Genomic DNA, 15,493 nt, shown 5'->3' with positions numbered 1-15,493 from the left:
GGGTCACCACCACCGCCCGGGCCGCCGCGGGTCTCCGCGCCGGCCACGCGGGCGGTGGTGGTGACCCCGCGTCCGGCAGCGGGATCGCCCGGCTGCGGCTGCCCGGCGCCGACCCCGCGGCCGTCCACCGCGCGCTGACCGGGGCCGGCCTGGCCACCACCCTGCGCGGCGGCTGGATCCGGCTGTCCCCGCACGCCAGCACCGACCCCGCCACCGCCGAACTGCTCGGCCGCGCCCTGCGCGGCGTCCGCACCACCTGAGCGGACACCCCCTTCGCATCACCTCGCACCACCCGCCGCTCCGCCCCCGACGTGCCACCCCCTCAGAAAGGCATGCCATGTCACACCTCTCCCGCCGTGACCTGCTGCGCGCCTCCGGCGCCGGCCTGCTGGCCCTCGGCGCCGGCGGCGCCCTGTCCGCCTGCGGCGGCTCCGACGGCACCGGCTCCGGCGGCGGGGACGCCGCCACCGGCACGATCACCGTCTGGTCCTGGACCAACGCCGCCGACGCCCTGCGCGGCGTCGTCCCGCTCTTCGAGAAGGACAACCCCGGCATCAAGGTCGACGTCCAGGACGTCGGCAACCCGGCCATCTGGGACAAGATCACCGTCGGCCTGGCGGCCGGCGGCCAGGGCCTCGCCGACGTCATCCACATCGGCTGCGACTACCTGCCCGGCTACCTGGAGAAGTTCCCCGACGGCTTCGCCGACCTCTCCGCCCTCGGCGCCGACGCCCACAAGGACAAGTTCACCCAGGGCCTGTGGCCGGTCGTCACCGACAAGGCCGGCAAGGCCCGAGCCATGCCCTGGGAGGTCAACGCCCAGGGCTTCTTCTACCGCAAGGACATGTTCGACAAGGCCGGCCTCGACCCGACCACCTTCGGGACCTGGGACGACGTGCTCGCCGGCGCCGACGCCTTCAAGGCCGCCAACCCCGGCGTCGGCCTGGTCGGCCTCAACCGGACCGGCACCCCCGGCCCCGACGTCGACCTCCTCCAGGCCCTCATGCAGCAGCAGGGCGCGTTCTTCTTCGACCTCAAGGGCGACATCAGCCTCACCTCGCCCGAGTGCGTCCGCGCCCTCACCATCGTCAAGCGCCTCAACGACGCCGGCCTCGTCCTGGAGACGCCCGGCTCCACCGTCTGGCGCGCCCAGATGAAGGACAGCAAGCTCGGCGCCGGCCCGCAGCCCTCCTGGGCGGCGCACTTCATCGAGACCAAGTTCCCCGACCTCAGCGGCAACTGGCGGCTCACCCGGCCCCCGGCCGTCACCCCGGGCGGCAAGCGCACCGCCCTGGTCAACTCCACCCACCTCGCCGTCGCCGCCTCCAGCCCCCGCCGCACCGCCGCCTGGAAGTTCGTCGAGTACGCCCTCACCCGCCCCGACGCGATCAACGCCATGTTCAAGGCCGGCAGCGTCTTCCCCGCGCTCACCGCCGCCTACCAGGACCCGATCTACAGCGCCCCCAGCGCCTACTACGGCGGCCAGCCCGTCCTGAAGACCTTCACCGACCTGCTCTCCGAGGGCGGCGACGCCACCAACTACTCCGGCGACTACGCCCGCGCCCTCAAGCTGGTCAGCGACGCCCAGACCAAGGTCCTGATCAAGGGCGCCGACCCGGCCGACGCCCTCCAGGAAGCCGCCAAGCTTCTCGCCCAGCAGACGGGCCGCAAGCAGAAGTGACCACCGTCGTCCGCTCCGCCGGGTCGTCGCGGGCCGCGGTGCCGGCGCGGGGGCTGCGCCGGGTCCGGTTCCGCCGCCGGGCGGTGCCCTATCTGCTGCTCGCGCCCGCGCTGATCACCTTCGGGGTCTTCAAGGCCTACCCGATCGTCTCCTCCCTCCTGCTGTCGCTGTCCACCGGTGTCGGCAGCGTCACCAAGAGCTCCGGACTCGCCAACTACCAGCGGCTGCTGCACGATCCGCTGTTCTGGACGGCGCTCGGCAACACCGGCCGGATCCTCGTCGTGCAGGTCCCGGTGATGCTCGCGCTCGCACTCGGGCTGGCGGTCGGGCTCAACGCGGCGCTGGTCCGCTGGCGCACGGTCTGGCGGCTCGGCGTCTTCATGCCCACCGTCACCGGCCTGGTCGCCACCGGCGTGCTGTTCGCCTTCCTCCTCAACACCGACGACGGCGCCGTCAACCACCTGCTGGACGCGATCGGCCTGCCCACCGTCGACTGGTTCGGCAGCGACTTCTGGTCCCGGATGGCCGTCGTCCTCGTCCTCACCTGGCACAACACCGGCTACAACGCCGTCATCTACCTGGCCGGCCTGCAGGGCATCCCGCGCGAGCTGTACGAGGCCGCCATGGTCGACGGCGCCGGACCGCTGCGCCGGTTCCTCGCCGTCACCCTGCCCGCGCTGCGGCCCGTCCTGCTGTTCACCGTGGTGCTCTCCACCATCGGCACCCTCCAGCTGTTCGACGAGCCCTACGTCCTCACCAAGGGCGGCCCGGACAACGCCACCCTGACCGTCTCGATGTACCTGTACGACAACGGCTTCCGCTACTTCGACTTCGGCTACGCCTCCGCCATCGCCTACGCCCTCACGCTGATCGTCTCGGTGCTCGGCGCGGTCCAGATGCGCCTGATGGGAGAACGCGAATGACCCACGCACCCGCCGCGGCCCCCGTGGCGGCCCCCGCGGGGGTCAGCCCCCGGCGGCTGCGCGGCTGGCCGCTGACCCTGGTGCTGGCCGGCGTCACCGGCCTGTCTGTCGCCCCGTTCTACTGGCTGGTCGTCTCCGCCACCCGCACCGACGTCGAGGTCTACTCCTGGCCGCCCAAGCTGCTGCCCGGCTCCCACCTCGGCGAGAACCTCGACCACCTCCAGCAGCGGATCGGCCTCGGCCGGGTGGTGCTCAACTCGCTGCTGGTGTCCGGGCTGCAGACCCTCGGCGCGCTGGTGGTCGCGCTGCTCGCCGGGTACGCCTTCGCCAAGTTCCGCTTCCGGGGCCGATCGGTGCTGTTCGTCGTGCTGCTCTCCACCCTGGTGGTGCCGGACCAGGTGATGCTGGTCCCGCTGTTCAAGATGATGATGTCCTTCGGCCTGCTCGACACCTACCAGGGGCTCGTCCTGCCCGGCCTCTGCGTGCCCTTCGCGATCTTCCTGATGCGCCAGGCCCTCAGCGGCATGCCCGACGAACTCCTCGACGCCGCCCGGGTGGACGGCGCCGGCGAACTGCGGGTGCTGTTCGGCGTCGTCGTCCCGGTCATGCGGCCGGTGCTCGCGGCGCTGGCGATCTTCCTCTTCCTCGGCTCCTGGAACAGCTTCGTCTGGCCGCTGATCGCCCTGCGCAGCCCCGAGATGCACACCATGCCGGTCGCCCTCGCCACCCTCCAGGGCATGAAGACCAACACCGACTACGGCGCGATCCTGGTCGGCACCGCACTGTCCACCCTGCCGATGATGGTCCTCTTCCTGGTCCTGCAACGGCAGTTCATCTCCGGCCTGCTGGCCGGTGCCACGAAGGGCTGAGCCATGACCGACAGCACCGCCGGACCCGCCGAGGTCTGGGAGCCGCACGCCCCGGCCGGCACCGCCCGGCCCCGACCGGTGGCCGTCGACGGCCTCGGGCTGCCGGCCGGCCTGCACCTGCTGGTCGCCGGCGCCGCGCGGGTGCGCCTCGTCGCCGAGGGCGTCGTCGAGGTCATCGCCGAGGGCGGTTCGGGCGACCCGGGCGAGCCGGCCACCGGCGAGGTCCGGATCGAGTGGCGTACCCCCTGCGTCGACGCCACCTCCTTCTGGACCCCCGAACCGCGCGGCACCGGCTGGCTCCCCGCCGCCTGGAGCGCCCCGCGCCGCACCAGCCTCTCCCGCGGCGCTCCCGTCGCCGCCCTGGTCGGCACCGGCGACGTGGCGATCTGCGCCTTCGCCGCCGACCGCGCGGACGCCCTGGCCGGCGCCGGCGTGGTCGAGGAGACCGGCGAGTTCCGGTTCTGGGTCCAGACCGACGGCCGACTCACCGTCCGCATCGACACCTCCCGCCGGCACTTCGGCCGGGCCCTCGCCGAGCTCGCCGACTGGTGGGCGGAGGGCCGGCGCGACGCCGTCCGCGTCCCCGCCGCCGCCCGCCGCCCCGCCTACTCCACCTGGTACGCGCTGCACCAGGACGTCACCCCCGAGGCGGTCGAGCGCCAGGCCGCCCTCGGCAAGGAGCTCGGCCTCGACACGATCATCGTCGACGACGGCTGGATGACCACCGACCGCACCCGCGGCTACGCCCACTGCGGCGACTGGGAACCGCACTCGCTGCCCGACACCGCCGCCCACGTCGCCCGCGTCCACGAACTCGGCGTCCAGTACCTGCTCTGGTACGCCCTCCCGTTCGTCGGCAAGGACAGCGCCGCCTGGGACGCCCTCGGCCACTACGCGCTCGCCGACGCCGGCCACCTCGGCGCCGTCGTCGTCGACCCCCGCTACCCCGAGGTCCGCGCCCACCTGGTCGACCGGCTCGCCCGGGCCGTCGAGGAGTGGGGGATGGACGGGCTGAAGGTCGACTTCGTCGACTGGTTCGGCGTCCAGGACCCGCCGGTCCCCGGCCCCGAGGCCGACTGCGCCACCGTCGACCAGGGCCTGCACCTGCTCTTCGGCGCACTCCGCCGCCGGATCGACGCCGCCCACCCCGAGGCGATGATCGAACACCGCCAGCCCTACGTCAGCCCCGGCCTCTGGCCCTACGCCACCATGATCCGCGCCGTCGACTGCCCGCTCGGCCCGCAGGAGAACCGGCAGCGGATCATCGACACCCGGCTGATCGCCGGACCGCTCGCCGTCCACTCCGACATGCTGATGTGGCACCCGGCCGAACCGGCCGAACAGATCGCCTGCCACCTCGTCAACGTGCTGTTCGGCGTCCCGCAGATCTCCGTCGACCTCGGCGCGCTGGGCACCGAGCAGCGGGAGGCGCTCGCCTTCTGGCTCGGCGTCGCCCGCGCGCACACCGACACCCTCCAGCTCGGCGCGCTCCGGCCGGCCCGGCCCGACCTCGGCTACCCGATGGTCCTGGCCGCACTGGGCGGCGAGGTGTTCGTCGCCCGCTACGCGGCCCTGCCGGTCGACGCGGGCACGCCCGACGGAGCCGGTTGGCGTACCCTGCTGGTCGCCAACGCCGACGCCGACCCCAAGGTCCGCCTGGTCCACGGCAGCGGCACCGCCGAGGCCACCGTCCAGGACGCCCGCGGCCGGACCCTGGCGGAGGCGGTCACCGTCCGGCTCGACGGCGGCATCACCCTGCACGTCCCCCGCGGCGGCCTGCTGACCCTCCGCCGGGACTGAGCCCGACCCAAGGAGCCGTCCATGACCACCCCGGGAGCCCGCCCCGCGCGCCGCGCCACCACCATCGCCGACGTCGCCCGCGCGGCCGCCGTCTCCCGGCAGACCGTCTCCAACGCGCTCAACGCCCCGCACCGCGTCCACCCCGACACCCTCGCCCGGGTCACCGCCGCCATCGACCGGCTCGGCTACCGGCCCGACCAGTCGGCCCGCTCGCTGCGCACCGGCGAACGCCGCACCATCGGCTACCTCGCCCCGGTCGACGACCCCTTCGACCCCAACCCGCTGATGGCCGGCTTCCTCGAAGCCCTGGTCGACGCGGCCGGGGCCGAGGGCCACCACGTGCTGCTGCTGCGCCCGGCGGCGGGGGAGCGGCACGCCCGGGCGGTGATCGACGACGTGGTGGCGGCCCGCCAGGTCGACGGCCTGGTGCTCGCGGACGTCCTGCCCGAGGACGCCCGCGCCGCCCACGCGGCCGAGGTCGGCGTCCCGTTCGCCGCCTTCGGCCGCACCGGGCCCGGCCTCCCGCAGCACTGGGTCGACATCGACAACCGGGCCGCCACCGTCGAGGTCGCCCGCCACCTCGCCGGGCGCGGCCACCGCCGGGTCGCCTTCGTCGGCGCGGCCGGCGCGCTGCCCTGGCTCGCGGCCCGCCGCGAGGGCTTCCGGGACGAGGCCGCCCGGCTCGGGCTCGACCTCGTCCCGCTCCCGTCCGACGGGGACCTGCGCGCCCTGCTGCGCACCCCCGACCGCCCCACCGCCCTCGCGGCCGACGACGACCTCGCCGCCCTGGACATCTACGAGGCCGCCCGCGCCGAGGGCCTGCACGTCGGCCGGGACCTCGCGGTCACCGGCTTCCACGACACCCCGCTCGCCCGCCACCTGCACCCGCCCCTGACCTCCGTCCGCCTCCCGCTCCGGGCGATCGCGGCCACCCTGGTCAGCCGCCTGCTCGCCCAGGTGCGCGGCACCCCCGCCCCCGCGGGGGGTACCGAACTCCCGGCCGAGCTGGTGGTGCGGGCGAGCTCGGGGGGACCGCTCGCTACAGCATGACGAGCAGCTTGGTGCCCGGCACCAGCTTCCGGTTGACGGAGGTGGACTGGACGAACACCGTGTAGGACGGGTTGTCGCCCGGCTTCACCGTCGCCTCCGACTGCGGCAGGCCGAGCAGCTGCCGGGCCGCCGGGCCGGAGAACACCTTGCCGGTCATCCGCCCGGTGGCCGGGTCCTTCTCCGCCACCGCGAGCTGCTTGCCGCCCTGGATCTTCTCCCGCTTGGAGAGCTCGTAGTAGGCGCAGCCGGTCGTGTACGGGTGCCCGGAGGTGGTGACGAACTCGCGGATCGGCGTCGGCTGGTCGACCGGGACCAGGATGTACTTGCCGGCGTCCAGCGCGTCCAGGTTGGCCCGGACGTCCGCCGAGCTGAGGTCCTGCCCCATGGTGAACAGGTTCCTGGTGCCGCGCACGCCCTGCTCGCGCCCCCGCAGGAAGCTGGTGGCGGCCGACTTGACGGTGCCGATGGCCTCCTCGACGCCCTTGCTGGAGTCCGCGTCCCAGATCGCGATGTTGCCCGCGGGGAAGCCGTACTCCTGGGCGGTGCGCTTGGCCAGCGAGTTCGGGACCAGGATCGCCGAGGTCCAGTGGTCGGGGAGCTCGTCCATGGCGCGCCGGATGCGGTCCATCCAGGAGCGCAGGGCGGCCTTGCCCTGGTCGCCGCCCCGCGTGTGCATCCGGCCGCTCTCCGAGTAGCCGGAGGCGTTCTCCTCGCCGTCGGTGACCACGACCTGGAGGAAGGAGTGCTCCCCGTAGCCCTCCCAGATGTTCTTGAGGTCGTCGACGGACTTCACGCCCGCCTCGATCAGCGCCGTCGCCCCGTTGGCGACCTTGTAGAGGCCGCGCAGGGACGGCAGGTGCTTGACGTCCATGTCCCAGACGAGGTTCTGCACCTCGTGGTCGAAGGCGTAGAGGCTGACCCGGGTCTCGTGGCCGAGCCGGTCGGACTCCTCCTGCAGGCCCTTCACGAACTCGTCGACCACGCGGACGAGCTGCTGCTCGTGCTGGCGCATCGAGCCGGACCTGTCGACCACCAGCGAGACGTGGTTGACCTTGTGGCTGATCCTGGTCGTAGACATGGCTGTCCCCCTGGTTGGTGCGGTGGTTTCGTGGAACGTCGGCCCGGCGCCTCCGCGGCGCCCCTTCGACGTTGGTTCCACACTACGGCCGGGCACTGACAACGCCCTCCGAGCTGCGGTTCCGCGGATCGTGCCGACCGCACCGCGCCGGCGGTCGAACGGGCGTAGCATCGCGTCAATTCGTTGACACGGAGGCTCGGAATGCGGCGGATCGCGGTGGTCGGGGCGGGGCAGGCGGGGTTGCAGCTGGCGTTGGGCCTGCTGGCGGCGGGCGGGTACGAGGTGACGGTGGTGGCGGCGCGGACGCCGGGGGAGCTGCGCGCCGGGCCGGTGCTGTCGACGCAGGCGATGTGGGGGGCGGCGCTGCGGCTGGAGCGGGCGGCCGGGCTGGACCGGTGGGCGGGCGAGGCGCCGCAGGTGTGGTCGGTGGACGCCGCGCTGGTTCCCGAACCCGGCTTCCGGGCCCTGGAGTTCACCATGACGCTGGACGAGCCGGCGCAGTCGGTGGACCAGCGGCTGAAGCTGTCGAGCTGGCTGGAGCTGGTCGAGGAGCGGGGCGGGCGGGTCGAGTACCGCGAGCTGGACCGGGCCGGGCTGCGGGAGCTGGCGCGGGCGAACGAGCTGACGGTGGTCGCGGCCGGGCGGGGCGAGCTGTCCGGGGTCTTCGAACGGGACGCGGCCCGCTCGCGGTTCGACGCGCCGCAGCGGCGGCTGACCGCGCTGTACGCGCACGGGGTGGGCGCGCCCGACCTGGCGGCGGGCCCGCGGGCGCGGATGCACGCGGTGCCCGGGGTGGGGGAGCTGTACCTCCAGCCGGCGCTGACGCTCTCCGGCCCGTGCGACATCCTGCTCTGGGAGGCCTTCCCCGGCAGCCCCTTCGACTGTTTCGACGACCGGCCGGAACCGGCCGAACAGCTGCGCCGGATGCGGGAGTTGATGGGCGCCTACCTCCCCTGGGAGGCCGCGCTGTGGGCGGACGCCGAGCCGACCGACGCCGGGGCCTCGCTGTACGGGGCGGTCACCCCGGTCGTCCGCCGGCCGGTGGCCGAACTGGCAGACGGGGTGGCGGTATTGGGGATCGGTGACGCGTTGGTGGTGAACGACCCGATCACCGGCCAGGGCGCGAACGGCGCCGCCCGCGCCGCCGACGCCTACCTGCGGGCGATCGTCGGGCGCGGCGGCGAACCGTTCACGGCGGCGTGGATGGCCGACACCTTCGAGGACTTCTGGCGGCAACACGCCCGCCACGGCGTGGAGTTCACGGCCGCGATGCTGACCATGCCCGAGCACCTCCAGGCCGTCTTCGCGGCGGCCGCCACCCATGAGCCGGTCGCCCGCCGGCTCGCCGCCACCTACGTCGAGCCGTCCGAGTTCGCCGACTGGCTGGCCACCCCCGAACTGGCCGCCGCCTACCTCGCCTCGCTCTCCTAGCTCTCCCGTCGGTCGCGCGGCTGCGGCACCCGGACGGAGGCCATGCCCGCCGCCGTGGCGGCCTGGATGCCCAGGTCGGTGTCCTCGAAGACCAGGCAGTCGCGCGGTTCGACGCCGAGCCGCTCGGCGGCGAGCAGGAAGGCCTCGGGGTCGGGCTTGGCCCGCGCGTAGTCGCCCGCGCAGACCAGGGTGTCGAACCGGTCGAGCAGACCCAGGGTGGTCAGCGACTCCGTGACGCCCTCGCGGGTGCTGCCGGAGACGACGGCGGTCGGCAGGGTGCCGGAGGCGTACTCGATGTGCGGCAGGATTCCCGGGACGGCGGTCAGCCGGGGGAGGTGGCGGCGGTAGAGCTCCTCCTCGCGACGGGCGACCGCCGCCACCGGCATGGCCAGCCCCTGCCGCTCGTTGAGCGAGGCGATGATCTCCGTCACGGGCCGGCCGCCCCAGGCGTAGAAGAGGTCCTCCGGGAACTCGCACCCCCACTCCGCGAGGGCCTCGGTCCAGGCGAGGTAGTGCAGCGGCATGGAGTCGGCGATGGTGCCGTCACAGTCGAACAGGTAGGCGCGGAACTCGCCGGGCGGCAGGGAAAGGATCATTGACCGAGCGTACAACTCAGCCTCCGTGCGGCCCCTGGGGGACCGGTCCGGTCAGCCGCTCGATGGGAACCGGCGGCCACGTCCGCTCCTTGCGGGCGAGGCTCGCCAGCTCCTCGGGCGGCTCGGCCCCGTCCCGGACGGCGGCGAGATAGGCCTTCGCCTCCCTGAGGCCCAGCCGTGGTGCCTCCCTGCGCAGGTGGCGCAGCGCGGCCACCGTGCCGTCCTCCCGCGCCAGCGCCCGTACGGCGGCGGCGAGCGGGGACGGCGGGCGGACGCCCTTGGCGTGCAGCAGGTAGTCCTCCTGCCAGCACTCGTCGTCCCACCCGGCGGCCGGTACGTGGTGGATGCTGCCGTCCTCGCGGTCCACCAGGAGGTGCCCGTGGATGGTGGTTGCCGTCCCGGGCGTGCGGGCGGCCTCCGCCGTGGTCCAGAACGCGAGCCACCCCACCCCGTGCTCCTCCACCCGGTGCACCACCAGTTCCGGCGCCTCCCCCTCCCAGCGCCAGGTCAGCCGCTCCTCGGCCAAATACGCTTCGACAAGCTCGACAGCCCGCTGCTCGGATATCACGCCTCCCATCCTGCCCCGCCGGTCAAATCGGTTTGCGGCACGCACACCAGGTGGTGCCGTGGACTCGGAGTAGGAAGTCGGCGGGCCCGACTTCCTACTCCGATGCGGCACGCAGCAGCAGTTGATGAGGGAAGCTCGTCCTCCGGGATGTCGTGCCGTGATTGCCCTGCCGCCCAGCGCTCTGGGCGGCAGGGCAATTGGGCGGAGCATGGCAGATCAGGGCAGGAATGCCGAGGTGGTGTTCGTATGGGCGTAGTGTCCGGGGTATGGCGAACGACCATCTTGGGGACCGACTGCGTCGGTTGCGTCGCTTGGCCGACCTCACACAGGAGGCATTGGCCGAGAAGTCCGGCGTGTCCGTGGACGTGGTGCGAAAGCTTGAGCAGCAACGCAAGCACTCAGCAAGGCTTCCCACCCTTCACGCGCTGGCCAAGGGGCTGGGTGTTGAACTGACGGCACTGCTGGGCGATCCGCCGGCAGTGCCCTCAACCGGTGATGCCGACCCCCCAGGCCTGGTTGCTGTACGGCGAGCCATCATGCCGCCCTTGTTTGCCCCCCCACCGGTTCTTGACAGCGCTGAGAGCCTTTCCATTCCGCTGTTGCGAGGGGAGATCGCTGACGCGTGGACTCTCTACCATGCAGCGGACTTTGGCAGGGTGATGGAGGCCTTGCCTGCCATACTCGCCGATGCTCGGCTGGCAGCCGCCGTCGGTAGTGGACAGGATCGCCTGGCCGGTCATCACGCTCTGGGTAAGGCACTGCAACTCGGGGGGCATCTCGCGATCCGGCTTGGCAAGACCGACTTGGGGCTCTCAAGCCTGGAACGAGCGATAGGCGCAGCCGATCAGGCTGAGGATCCCTTGCTGGCAGCGATGATCTGCAACTCGGTGGCTTGGGCCTACCAGCGTCAGAATCGCTTGGGCGACGCGCAAGCCATCGCCGTTCGTGCTGCTGACGGAGTCGAGCGCGAGCACTCGGTGGATGCTGTCGGGCTGCGCGTGTGGGGTGGGCTGATCATGTCCGCGGCTACCAGCACTGCACGCAGCGGCGACTATGGCGGTGCGACCGAGATGATGTCGGTTGCGGAGGAGGCGACGGGACGCCTCAACCGCATGGCGGCTCCGGAAGATGGCCGGATGGTCAGCGTGTTCAACCGGTCCTCGGTGCGCATCGAGCGTGTGCGGCTGGCGGTGCAGTTCGCGCGCCCGGATGAAGCTTTGGCGCTTGCGCGAGGTCTCCGCCTCAGCAGTGAGACTCCAGTGTCTTGGCGGACGTGGCTACTTCTGGACGTTGCCCGCGCCTACACCGATCTCGGAGACGCGGCCGGGGCGGTATCGGCATTGGAGAAGCTTCAGCGGGTTGCCCCGGGCTGGATGCGACATCACACCCTGGCGGTGGCGATCGTCTCAGATCTCTGGGCCGGTTCGGCGAGGCCGGCGGGCCTTCGAAAACTTGCTCGCTTCCTTGGGGTGACTGATTAGGAGTCAAAACTAGGACGGTTCATCCCTGTTGGATGATGGCTGACGGCGAGAGCCTCTTCGTACCGAAACGGAGAGGGGTCACGCTGTGACCAGAGGTATTCAGCCGGGGAGAGCATTCTCGGTCCCCGAGGAGCCCGCCACCAAGCTCCATGGGTATGGGGTTCGTTGGGATCCCGGGGCGCGGTGCTACCGGGTCCGGAACGAAACCACCGGGGAGTGGCTGCGCGACGACGTCTCCGGCCGGCTTGCCGGGTTCGCCTCCTTCTCGGCGGCCGAGTCCGCCTGGCGGGCGTTCGAGCCGCGTCGGAGGGCCGCCTGATGGGCCGCATCCTCAATCGGGCCACCGCCGAGCAGCGGCGGGACGCCGCGTACGCCGTCGAGGAGCTGCTCGCCGTCCTCGCCCTGGCCGACGCCAAGTTGCCGTCCGTCGAGGTCGACTGGGACTACGGGCGTCAGACCGGCTGCTACCTCATCAACCTCGGCTCGGCCCGCACCCCGCACATCGAGCGCATCACCGACCTCCTCCGGAAGGGCCTGCGCAGTGAGCAGCAGCAACCGGCCGACCCGAGCTGAACTCCTCACCGCTCTCGGCATCTTCGCCGCCGCCGGCGCGGTCGCCTGCCTCGCCGCCGCCCTTGCCGATCCCTCCACCTCGGACCTGGTCTGGTGGCTGTTCTTCGCCGCCTCCCTCATGACCGGGTTCAGCCGCGCCACCACCAGAAAGTGACACCCCCCGTGCGCACTCTCCCCCTGCGCGACCCCCGTCTGCTCGCCAAGCCCCCCGCCTGCCGGCTCGGCGCCCACATCCTCTGCCGCAACACCGCCGGGCACGTCCTGATCGTCGACCCCGACTTCCTCGACGGTCACACCCTCCCCGGCGGTGCCTGCCGCACCAACGAACCCCCGCACCACGCCGCCACCCGCCTCCTCCACGCGCAGACCGGGCTCCACCGCCCCGTCACCCACCTCCTCGCCGTCGACTTCACCCCCGCCGACCGCTACCTCGAACGCCTCACCCTCGTCTTCGACGGCGGCGTTCTCGGTGATCCGGAAGCGGCGCGGATCAAGGTGCCGCCGCGTAACCGCAGCAACCTCTTCGGTGCCCGGTTCGGCGACCCCAGGGAGTTGAGCACCCTCATGAGCCCCGCCCAGAACGCCCGCGTCCAGCAAGCCCTGGCCACTCTCGGCCGCACCCTCCCCCTCCTCATCCACGGCCAGCGCGCCACCGCCGAGTAGCTGCGGGGGCGGTTCGGGGTGAGCCGTCAGGTGCTGTCCGGCCAGGTCAGACGGCGGGCGAAGTGCACCCATGCGGCCACGACCGCGAGCATGGCGACGAGGCCGCCCAGCGTCATGACCGTGGACGGGGAGGTCCGGTCCACGATGGCGCCACCGGCCACCGCGCCGAGTGAGATCGTCATCTGGAAGGAAGCGGTGAACAGCACCGACGCCGCCTCGGGCGCGTCGGGGGTCGCCTTGACGAACCACGTCTGGGAGGCGACGGGGACGGCGCCGTAGGCAAAGCCCCAGACGATCAACAGGGCGACGGCGCCGATCTGCCAACGGCCCAGGATCGGCAGCAGCAAGGTAGCGGTGGCGATCATGCCGGCGGCGAGGCCGAAGGTGGCTCGGGGGTAGCGGGTGACCGCAGCTCCGCCCAGGAAGTTGCCAGCGATTCCCGCAGCACCGTAGACCAACAGGAAGACGGTGATCAACTGCGGGCCGACATCGGTGACTTGCTCCAGGAACGGAGCGACGTAGGTGTAGGCCCCGAAGTGCGCCAGCACGGTCAGGAAGGTCAACAGCAGCGCGAAACGAGCGTTGACACTCCTCAACACACCGCGCAGCACACTCGGACGGGTCGTCCGCTCGGGCGGCAGTGACGGCATGACCAGGAGCAGCATGGCCAGGACACCGACCGTGAGGGCGCCCATGACGACGAAAGCCGTGCGCCAGCCGGCCAGGTCCCCGATGAACGTGCCGGCCGGTACACCGAGCACGGAGCCCAGCGGTACCGCCGAGAAGATCACCGAGGTGGCGCGGCCGACCGACGCCGCGGGCACCAGACGCTCGGCCAGTCCGGCGCCGATCGACCAGAAGCCCCCGATGACGATGCCGACGATGACCCGGGAGACCAGGACCAGCCAGTAGTCGGGTGCCGCGGCGGCCAGGAAGTTCGCCACGGCCAACAGGAGCATGAACACGCACAGCATCAGACGGCGGTCGATGCGTGCGGTCGCCACGGTGACCACGGGTGCGGAGACGGCCGCGAGGAGTCCGGGCATGGTGATCATCAGTCCGGCCATCCCGTCGGAGACGGCGAAGCCGGAGCCGATCGTGGTGAGCAGGCCGATCGGCAGGATCTCGGTCGTGACGATCGAGAAGATCCCCAGCATGACCGCACTCACGGCCAGCCACCCGATCAGGGGAGATCGAGTCGGTAAGCCGATTTCGCCGGAGTGACGCGCGGTGGTGTTCGTCGTGGCCATGAGTTCCGTCCCGTGCGGGGCCTGCGTTTGCCTGGTCAGTTCAACAGGCCCCGCGCAGTGCGGGCTGGCAGCTCTGCGACATCAACCTTGCCTACGGCGCGTCGCCGGCGCGGAGGTCGGTGGCGATGTGGCGGCGGCCGGTGAGCAGGGCCTCGGCGAGGATGCCGGTGACCACCAGGGCGGTGAGGGCGAGGGTCGGGGGGAGGACGGCGGCGGGGGTGAGCGGCAGGCCCGGGGGGATGCGGGTGCCGAGGAGGGCGGAGAGGTCGAGGGCGGGCCCGAGGAGGGTGACGGCGGCGAGCGCGGCGCCGGCGCCGCCGGTGGCCGCGAGCAGGGTCTGCGGCAGCGTCTCGGCCAGGATCAGTGCCAGGCCCTGCCGGGGCCGCAGGCCCATGGTGCGCAGCCGGGCGAGGGTGGCGGCGCGGTCGGGCGCGGCGCGCAGCAGCGTGAGCAGGACGGCGAGCAGGGCGAACACGCCCGCGCCGGCGGTGGTGGCGAGGAAGAGCCGGGCGGCGGCCTGCTGGAGGGGGTCGCCGGCCAGCGCGGCGGTGAGCGCGTCGGCGGTCTTGACCAGGTAGCCGTCCGGGACGTCCGCCGGGTTGGGGCCGACGAAGGGGACGCCGGTCAGCTGGGCGCTGTCGGCGAGCAGCGGGTGGATCGGCAGGTCGTGGGTGAGCCGGCGGACGGCGTCCTCGTCGATCTCGCCGACCGCGAACCAGTAGCCGTGCTCGGCGAGTTCGGGCAGTCGGGCGGTGGCCGGTCCGGCCGGGAGGACGATGAACGGGTGGGTGGAGTCGCGCAGCGCCGGGGTGCTGTCGATGGTCCCGGCGTGGGCGGCGCGCAGTTCACCGGTGCTGGTGAGGTAGATCCGTTCGGCGCCGACGGTGCCGCCGAGCTGCTCGACGAGCCCGCGGGAGTAGAGGGCCGGGACGGGCGCGTCGGGTCCGCCCGGGGCGGCGGCCAGCGCGGCCGGGTCGAAGGCGCCCCGGCCGAGCGAGCGGGAGATCTCCGCGTAGGCCTCCGGTTCGGCGACCACCAGGCTGATGGTGACGTGGCGTTGGCCCGGGCGCAGGACGGCCGCGTCGGTCTGCAGGGTGACGGCGGTGGCGGCCCGGACGCCGGGCAGCCTGCCCGCTGCCTCGGTGAAGGAGTCCGGCAGGTCGCGGCCCTTGGGGGAGGTCACCATGACGTCGCCGCCGGTGGCGAGCCGGGACTGCTGGGCGCGGCCGGAGTCGACCGCGGTGATGAGATTCGCCCCGAACCCGGCCGTGGTGACGGCGAGCAGCAGCGCGAACACCGGCAGGACGGAGGGGCGCGGCCGGCCGCCGGTGCCGCGGGCGCCGTGGTCGAGGTCCGCCGACGCGGCGCCGCCCCGCCCGGCGCCGGGCTCGACCCGCTGCTCGTCGCCGCCCCGCTGCTGATCGCCCTGGTCGGCGGGCTGCTGCTGGCCCGGCTCCAGCCGCCGCTGATCGGCGGGCTCGCCCGGCTGGTCGGCCGGCGACCCGGCGCGGTCGGCTTCCTCGGCCTCGC

14 protein-coding genes and 2 pseudogenes are annotated in these 15,493 nt (G+C 72.8%); 11 read left to right on the top strand and 5 right to left on the bottom strand.

Annotation, left to right across the window (positions count from 1 at the left end):
* From AB0N76_RS36360 to AB0N76_RS36335, 6 genes and pseudogenes are all read left to right on the top strand, one after another.
* A pseudogene (locus tag AB0N76_RS36360) lies at positions 1-260 on the top strand (hypothetical protein); the annotation flags it as partial.
* Positions 261-337: 77 nt separating this feature from the next.
* Positions 338-1,681, top strand: coding sequence for an extracellular solute-binding protein (locus tag AB0N76_RS36355; protein ID WP_363564788.1), 1,344 nt, complete (start codon positions 338-340; stop codon positions 1,679-1,681).
* A complete protein-coding gene (locus AB0N76_RS36350; protein ID WP_363564786.1) occupies positions 1,678-2,604 on the top strand; it encodes a sugar ABC transporter permease in 927 nt (308 codons plus the stop codon). The genes AB0N76_RS36355 and AB0N76_RS36350 overlap by 4 nt, the downstream gene beginning before the upstream one ends.
* Positions 2,601-3,473 (top strand): carbohydrate ABC transporter permease, encoded by an 873-nt coding sequence (locus AB0N76_RS36345; RefSeq protein ID WP_363564784.1) that lies wholly within the window; start codon positions 2,601-2,603, stop codon positions 3,471-3,473. The genes AB0N76_RS36350 and AB0N76_RS36345 overlap by 4 nt, the downstream gene beginning before the upstream one ends.
* 3 nt (positions 3,474-3,476) lie before the next feature.
* The gene (locus tag AB0N76_RS36340) at positions 3,477-5,273 is read left to right on the top strand and encodes a glycoside hydrolase family 36 protein (protein WP_363564782.1); all 1,797 of its coding nucleotides are present in this window, start codon (positions 3,477-3,479) and stop codon (positions 5,271-5,273) included.
* 21 nt (positions 5,274-5,294) lie between these two features.
* Complete coding sequence (locus AB0N76_RS36335) at positions 5,295-6,323, top strand: LacI family DNA-binding transcriptional regulator (protein WP_363564780.1); 1,029 nt, start codon at positions 5,295-5,297, stop codon at positions 6,321-6,323.
* Here AB0N76_RS36335 and AB0N76_RS36330 read toward each other — a convergent pair.
* On the bottom strand, positions 6,313-7,401 hold the full coding sequence (locus AB0N76_RS36330; RefSeq protein WP_363564778.1) for a vWA domain-containing protein: 1,089 nt from the start codon (positions 7,399-7,401) through the stop codon (positions 6,313-6,315). The genes AB0N76_RS36335 and AB0N76_RS36330 overlap by 11 nt on opposite strands.
* Positions 7,402-7,602: 201 nt before the next feature.
* Between AB0N76_RS36330 and AB0N76_RS36325 the strand changes: the two genes are divergently transcribed.
* Complete coding sequence (locus AB0N76_RS36325) at positions 7,603-8,832, top strand: styrene monooxygenase/indole monooxygenase family protein (RefSeq protein ID WP_363564776.1); 1,230 nt, start codon at positions 7,603-7,605, stop codon at positions 8,830-8,832.
* Here the strand turns inward: AB0N76_RS36325 and AB0N76_RS36320 are convergent.
* Together AB0N76_RS36320 and AB0N76_RS36315 are read right to left on the bottom strand one after the other, a co-directional pair.
* On the bottom strand, positions 8,829-9,428 hold the full coding sequence (locus AB0N76_RS36320; protein ID WP_363564774.1) for an HAD family phosphatase: 600 nt from the start codon (positions 9,426-9,428) through the stop codon (positions 8,829-8,831). The two genes, AB0N76_RS36325 and AB0N76_RS36320, sit on opposite strands and share 4 nt — an antisense overlap.
* Positions 9,429-9,444: 16 nt before the next feature.
* Positions 9,445-9,996, bottom strand: coding sequence for a YrhB domain-containing protein (locus tag AB0N76_RS36315; RefSeq protein WP_363564772.1), 552 nt, complete (start codon positions 9,994-9,996; stop codon positions 9,445-9,447).
* A gap of 266 nt (positions 9,997-10,262) precedes the next feature.
* Here AB0N76_RS36315 and AB0N76_RS36310 point away from each other — a divergent pair, with 266 nt between their 5' ends.
* From AB0N76_RS36310 to AB0N76_RS36295, 4 genes are all read left to right on the top strand, one after another.
* Positions 10,263-11,477, top strand: a complete 1,215-nt coding sequence (locus tag AB0N76_RS36310) for a helix-turn-helix transcriptional regulator (RefSeq protein ID WP_363564770.1) — start codon at positions 10,263-10,265, stop codon at positions 11,475-11,477.
* A 318-nt stretch (positions 11,478-11,795) separates the two neighbouring features.
* A complete protein-coding gene (locus AB0N76_RS36305; RefSeq protein WP_363564768.1) occupies positions 11,796-12,050 on the top strand; it encodes a hypothetical protein in 255 nt (84 codons plus the stop codon).
* A complete protein-coding gene (locus AB0N76_RS36300) occupies positions 12,019-12,204 on the top strand; it encodes a hypothetical protein (protein ID WP_363564766.1) in 186 nt (61 codons plus the stop codon). The genes AB0N76_RS36305 and AB0N76_RS36300 overlap by 32 nt, the downstream gene beginning before the upstream one ends.
* An 8-nt stretch (positions 12,205-12,212) precedes the next feature.
* Positions 12,213-12,713, top strand: a complete 501-nt coding sequence (locus AB0N76_RS36295; protein WP_363564764.1) for an NUDIX domain-containing protein — start codon at positions 12,213-12,215, stop codon at positions 12,711-12,713.
* Positions 12,714-12,739: 26 nt separating this feature from the next.
* On the opposite strand, the gene AB0N76_RS36290 is transcribed toward AB0N76_RS36295, so the two are convergent.
* Complete coding sequence (locus AB0N76_RS36290; RefSeq protein WP_363564762.1) at positions 12,740-13,963, bottom strand: MFS transporter; 1,224 nt, start codon at positions 13,961-13,963, stop codon at positions 12,740-12,742.
* Positions 13,964-14,054: 91 nt separating this feature from the next.
* Positions 14,055-15,493: pseudogene (locus AB0N76_RS36285) on the bottom strand (hypothetical protein); the annotation flags it as partial.

Origin of the sequence: Kitasatospora sp. NPDC093806, from assembly GCF_040683335.1 — a bacterium.
GTDB lineage: Bacteria > Actinomycetota > Actinomycetes > Streptomycetales > Streptomycetaceae > Kitasatospora.
This window is presented reverse-complemented; position numbering and strand designations above follow the sequence as displayed.

Coding starts and splice junctions, on each gene's coding strand:
- AB0N76_RS36355 (WP_363564788.1), top strand. CDS start 338: ATGTCACACCTCTCCCGCCGTGACCTGCTGCGCGCCTCCGGCGCCGGC.
- AB0N76_RS36345 (WP_363564784.1), top strand. CDS start 2,601: ATGACCCACGCACCCGCCGCGGCCCCCGTGGCGGCCCCCGCGGGGGTC.
- AB0N76_RS36340 (WP_363564782.1), top strand. CDS start 3,477: ATGACCGACAGCACCGCCGGACCCGCCGAGGTCTGGGAGCCGCACGCC.
- AB0N76_RS36335 (WP_363564780.1), top strand. CDS start 5,295: ATGACCACCCCGGGAGCCCGCCCCGCGCGCCGCGCCACCACCATCGCC.
- AB0N76_RS36330 (WP_363564778.1), bottom strand. CDS start 7,401: ATGTCTACGACCAGGATCAGCCACAAGGTCAACCACGTCTCGCTGGTG.
- AB0N76_RS36325 (WP_363564776.1), top strand. CDS start 7,603: ATGCGGCGGATCGCGGTGGTCGGGGCGGGGCAGGCGGGGTTGCAGCTG.
- AB0N76_RS36320 (WP_363564774.1), bottom strand. CDS start 9,428: ATGATCCTTTCCCTGCCGCCCGGCGAGTTCCGCGCCTACCTGTTCGAC.
- AB0N76_RS36310 (WP_363564770.1), top strand. CDS start 10,263: ATGGCGAACGACCATCTTGGGGACCGACTGCGTCGGTTGCGTCGCTTG.
- AB0N76_RS36305 (WP_363564768.1), top strand. CDS start 11,796: ATGGGCCGCATCCTCAATCGGGCCACCGCCGAGCAGCGGCGGGACGCC.
- AB0N76_RS36290 (WP_363564762.1), bottom strand. CDS start 13,963: ATGGCCACGACGAACACCACCGCGCGTCACTCCGGCGAAATCGGCTTA.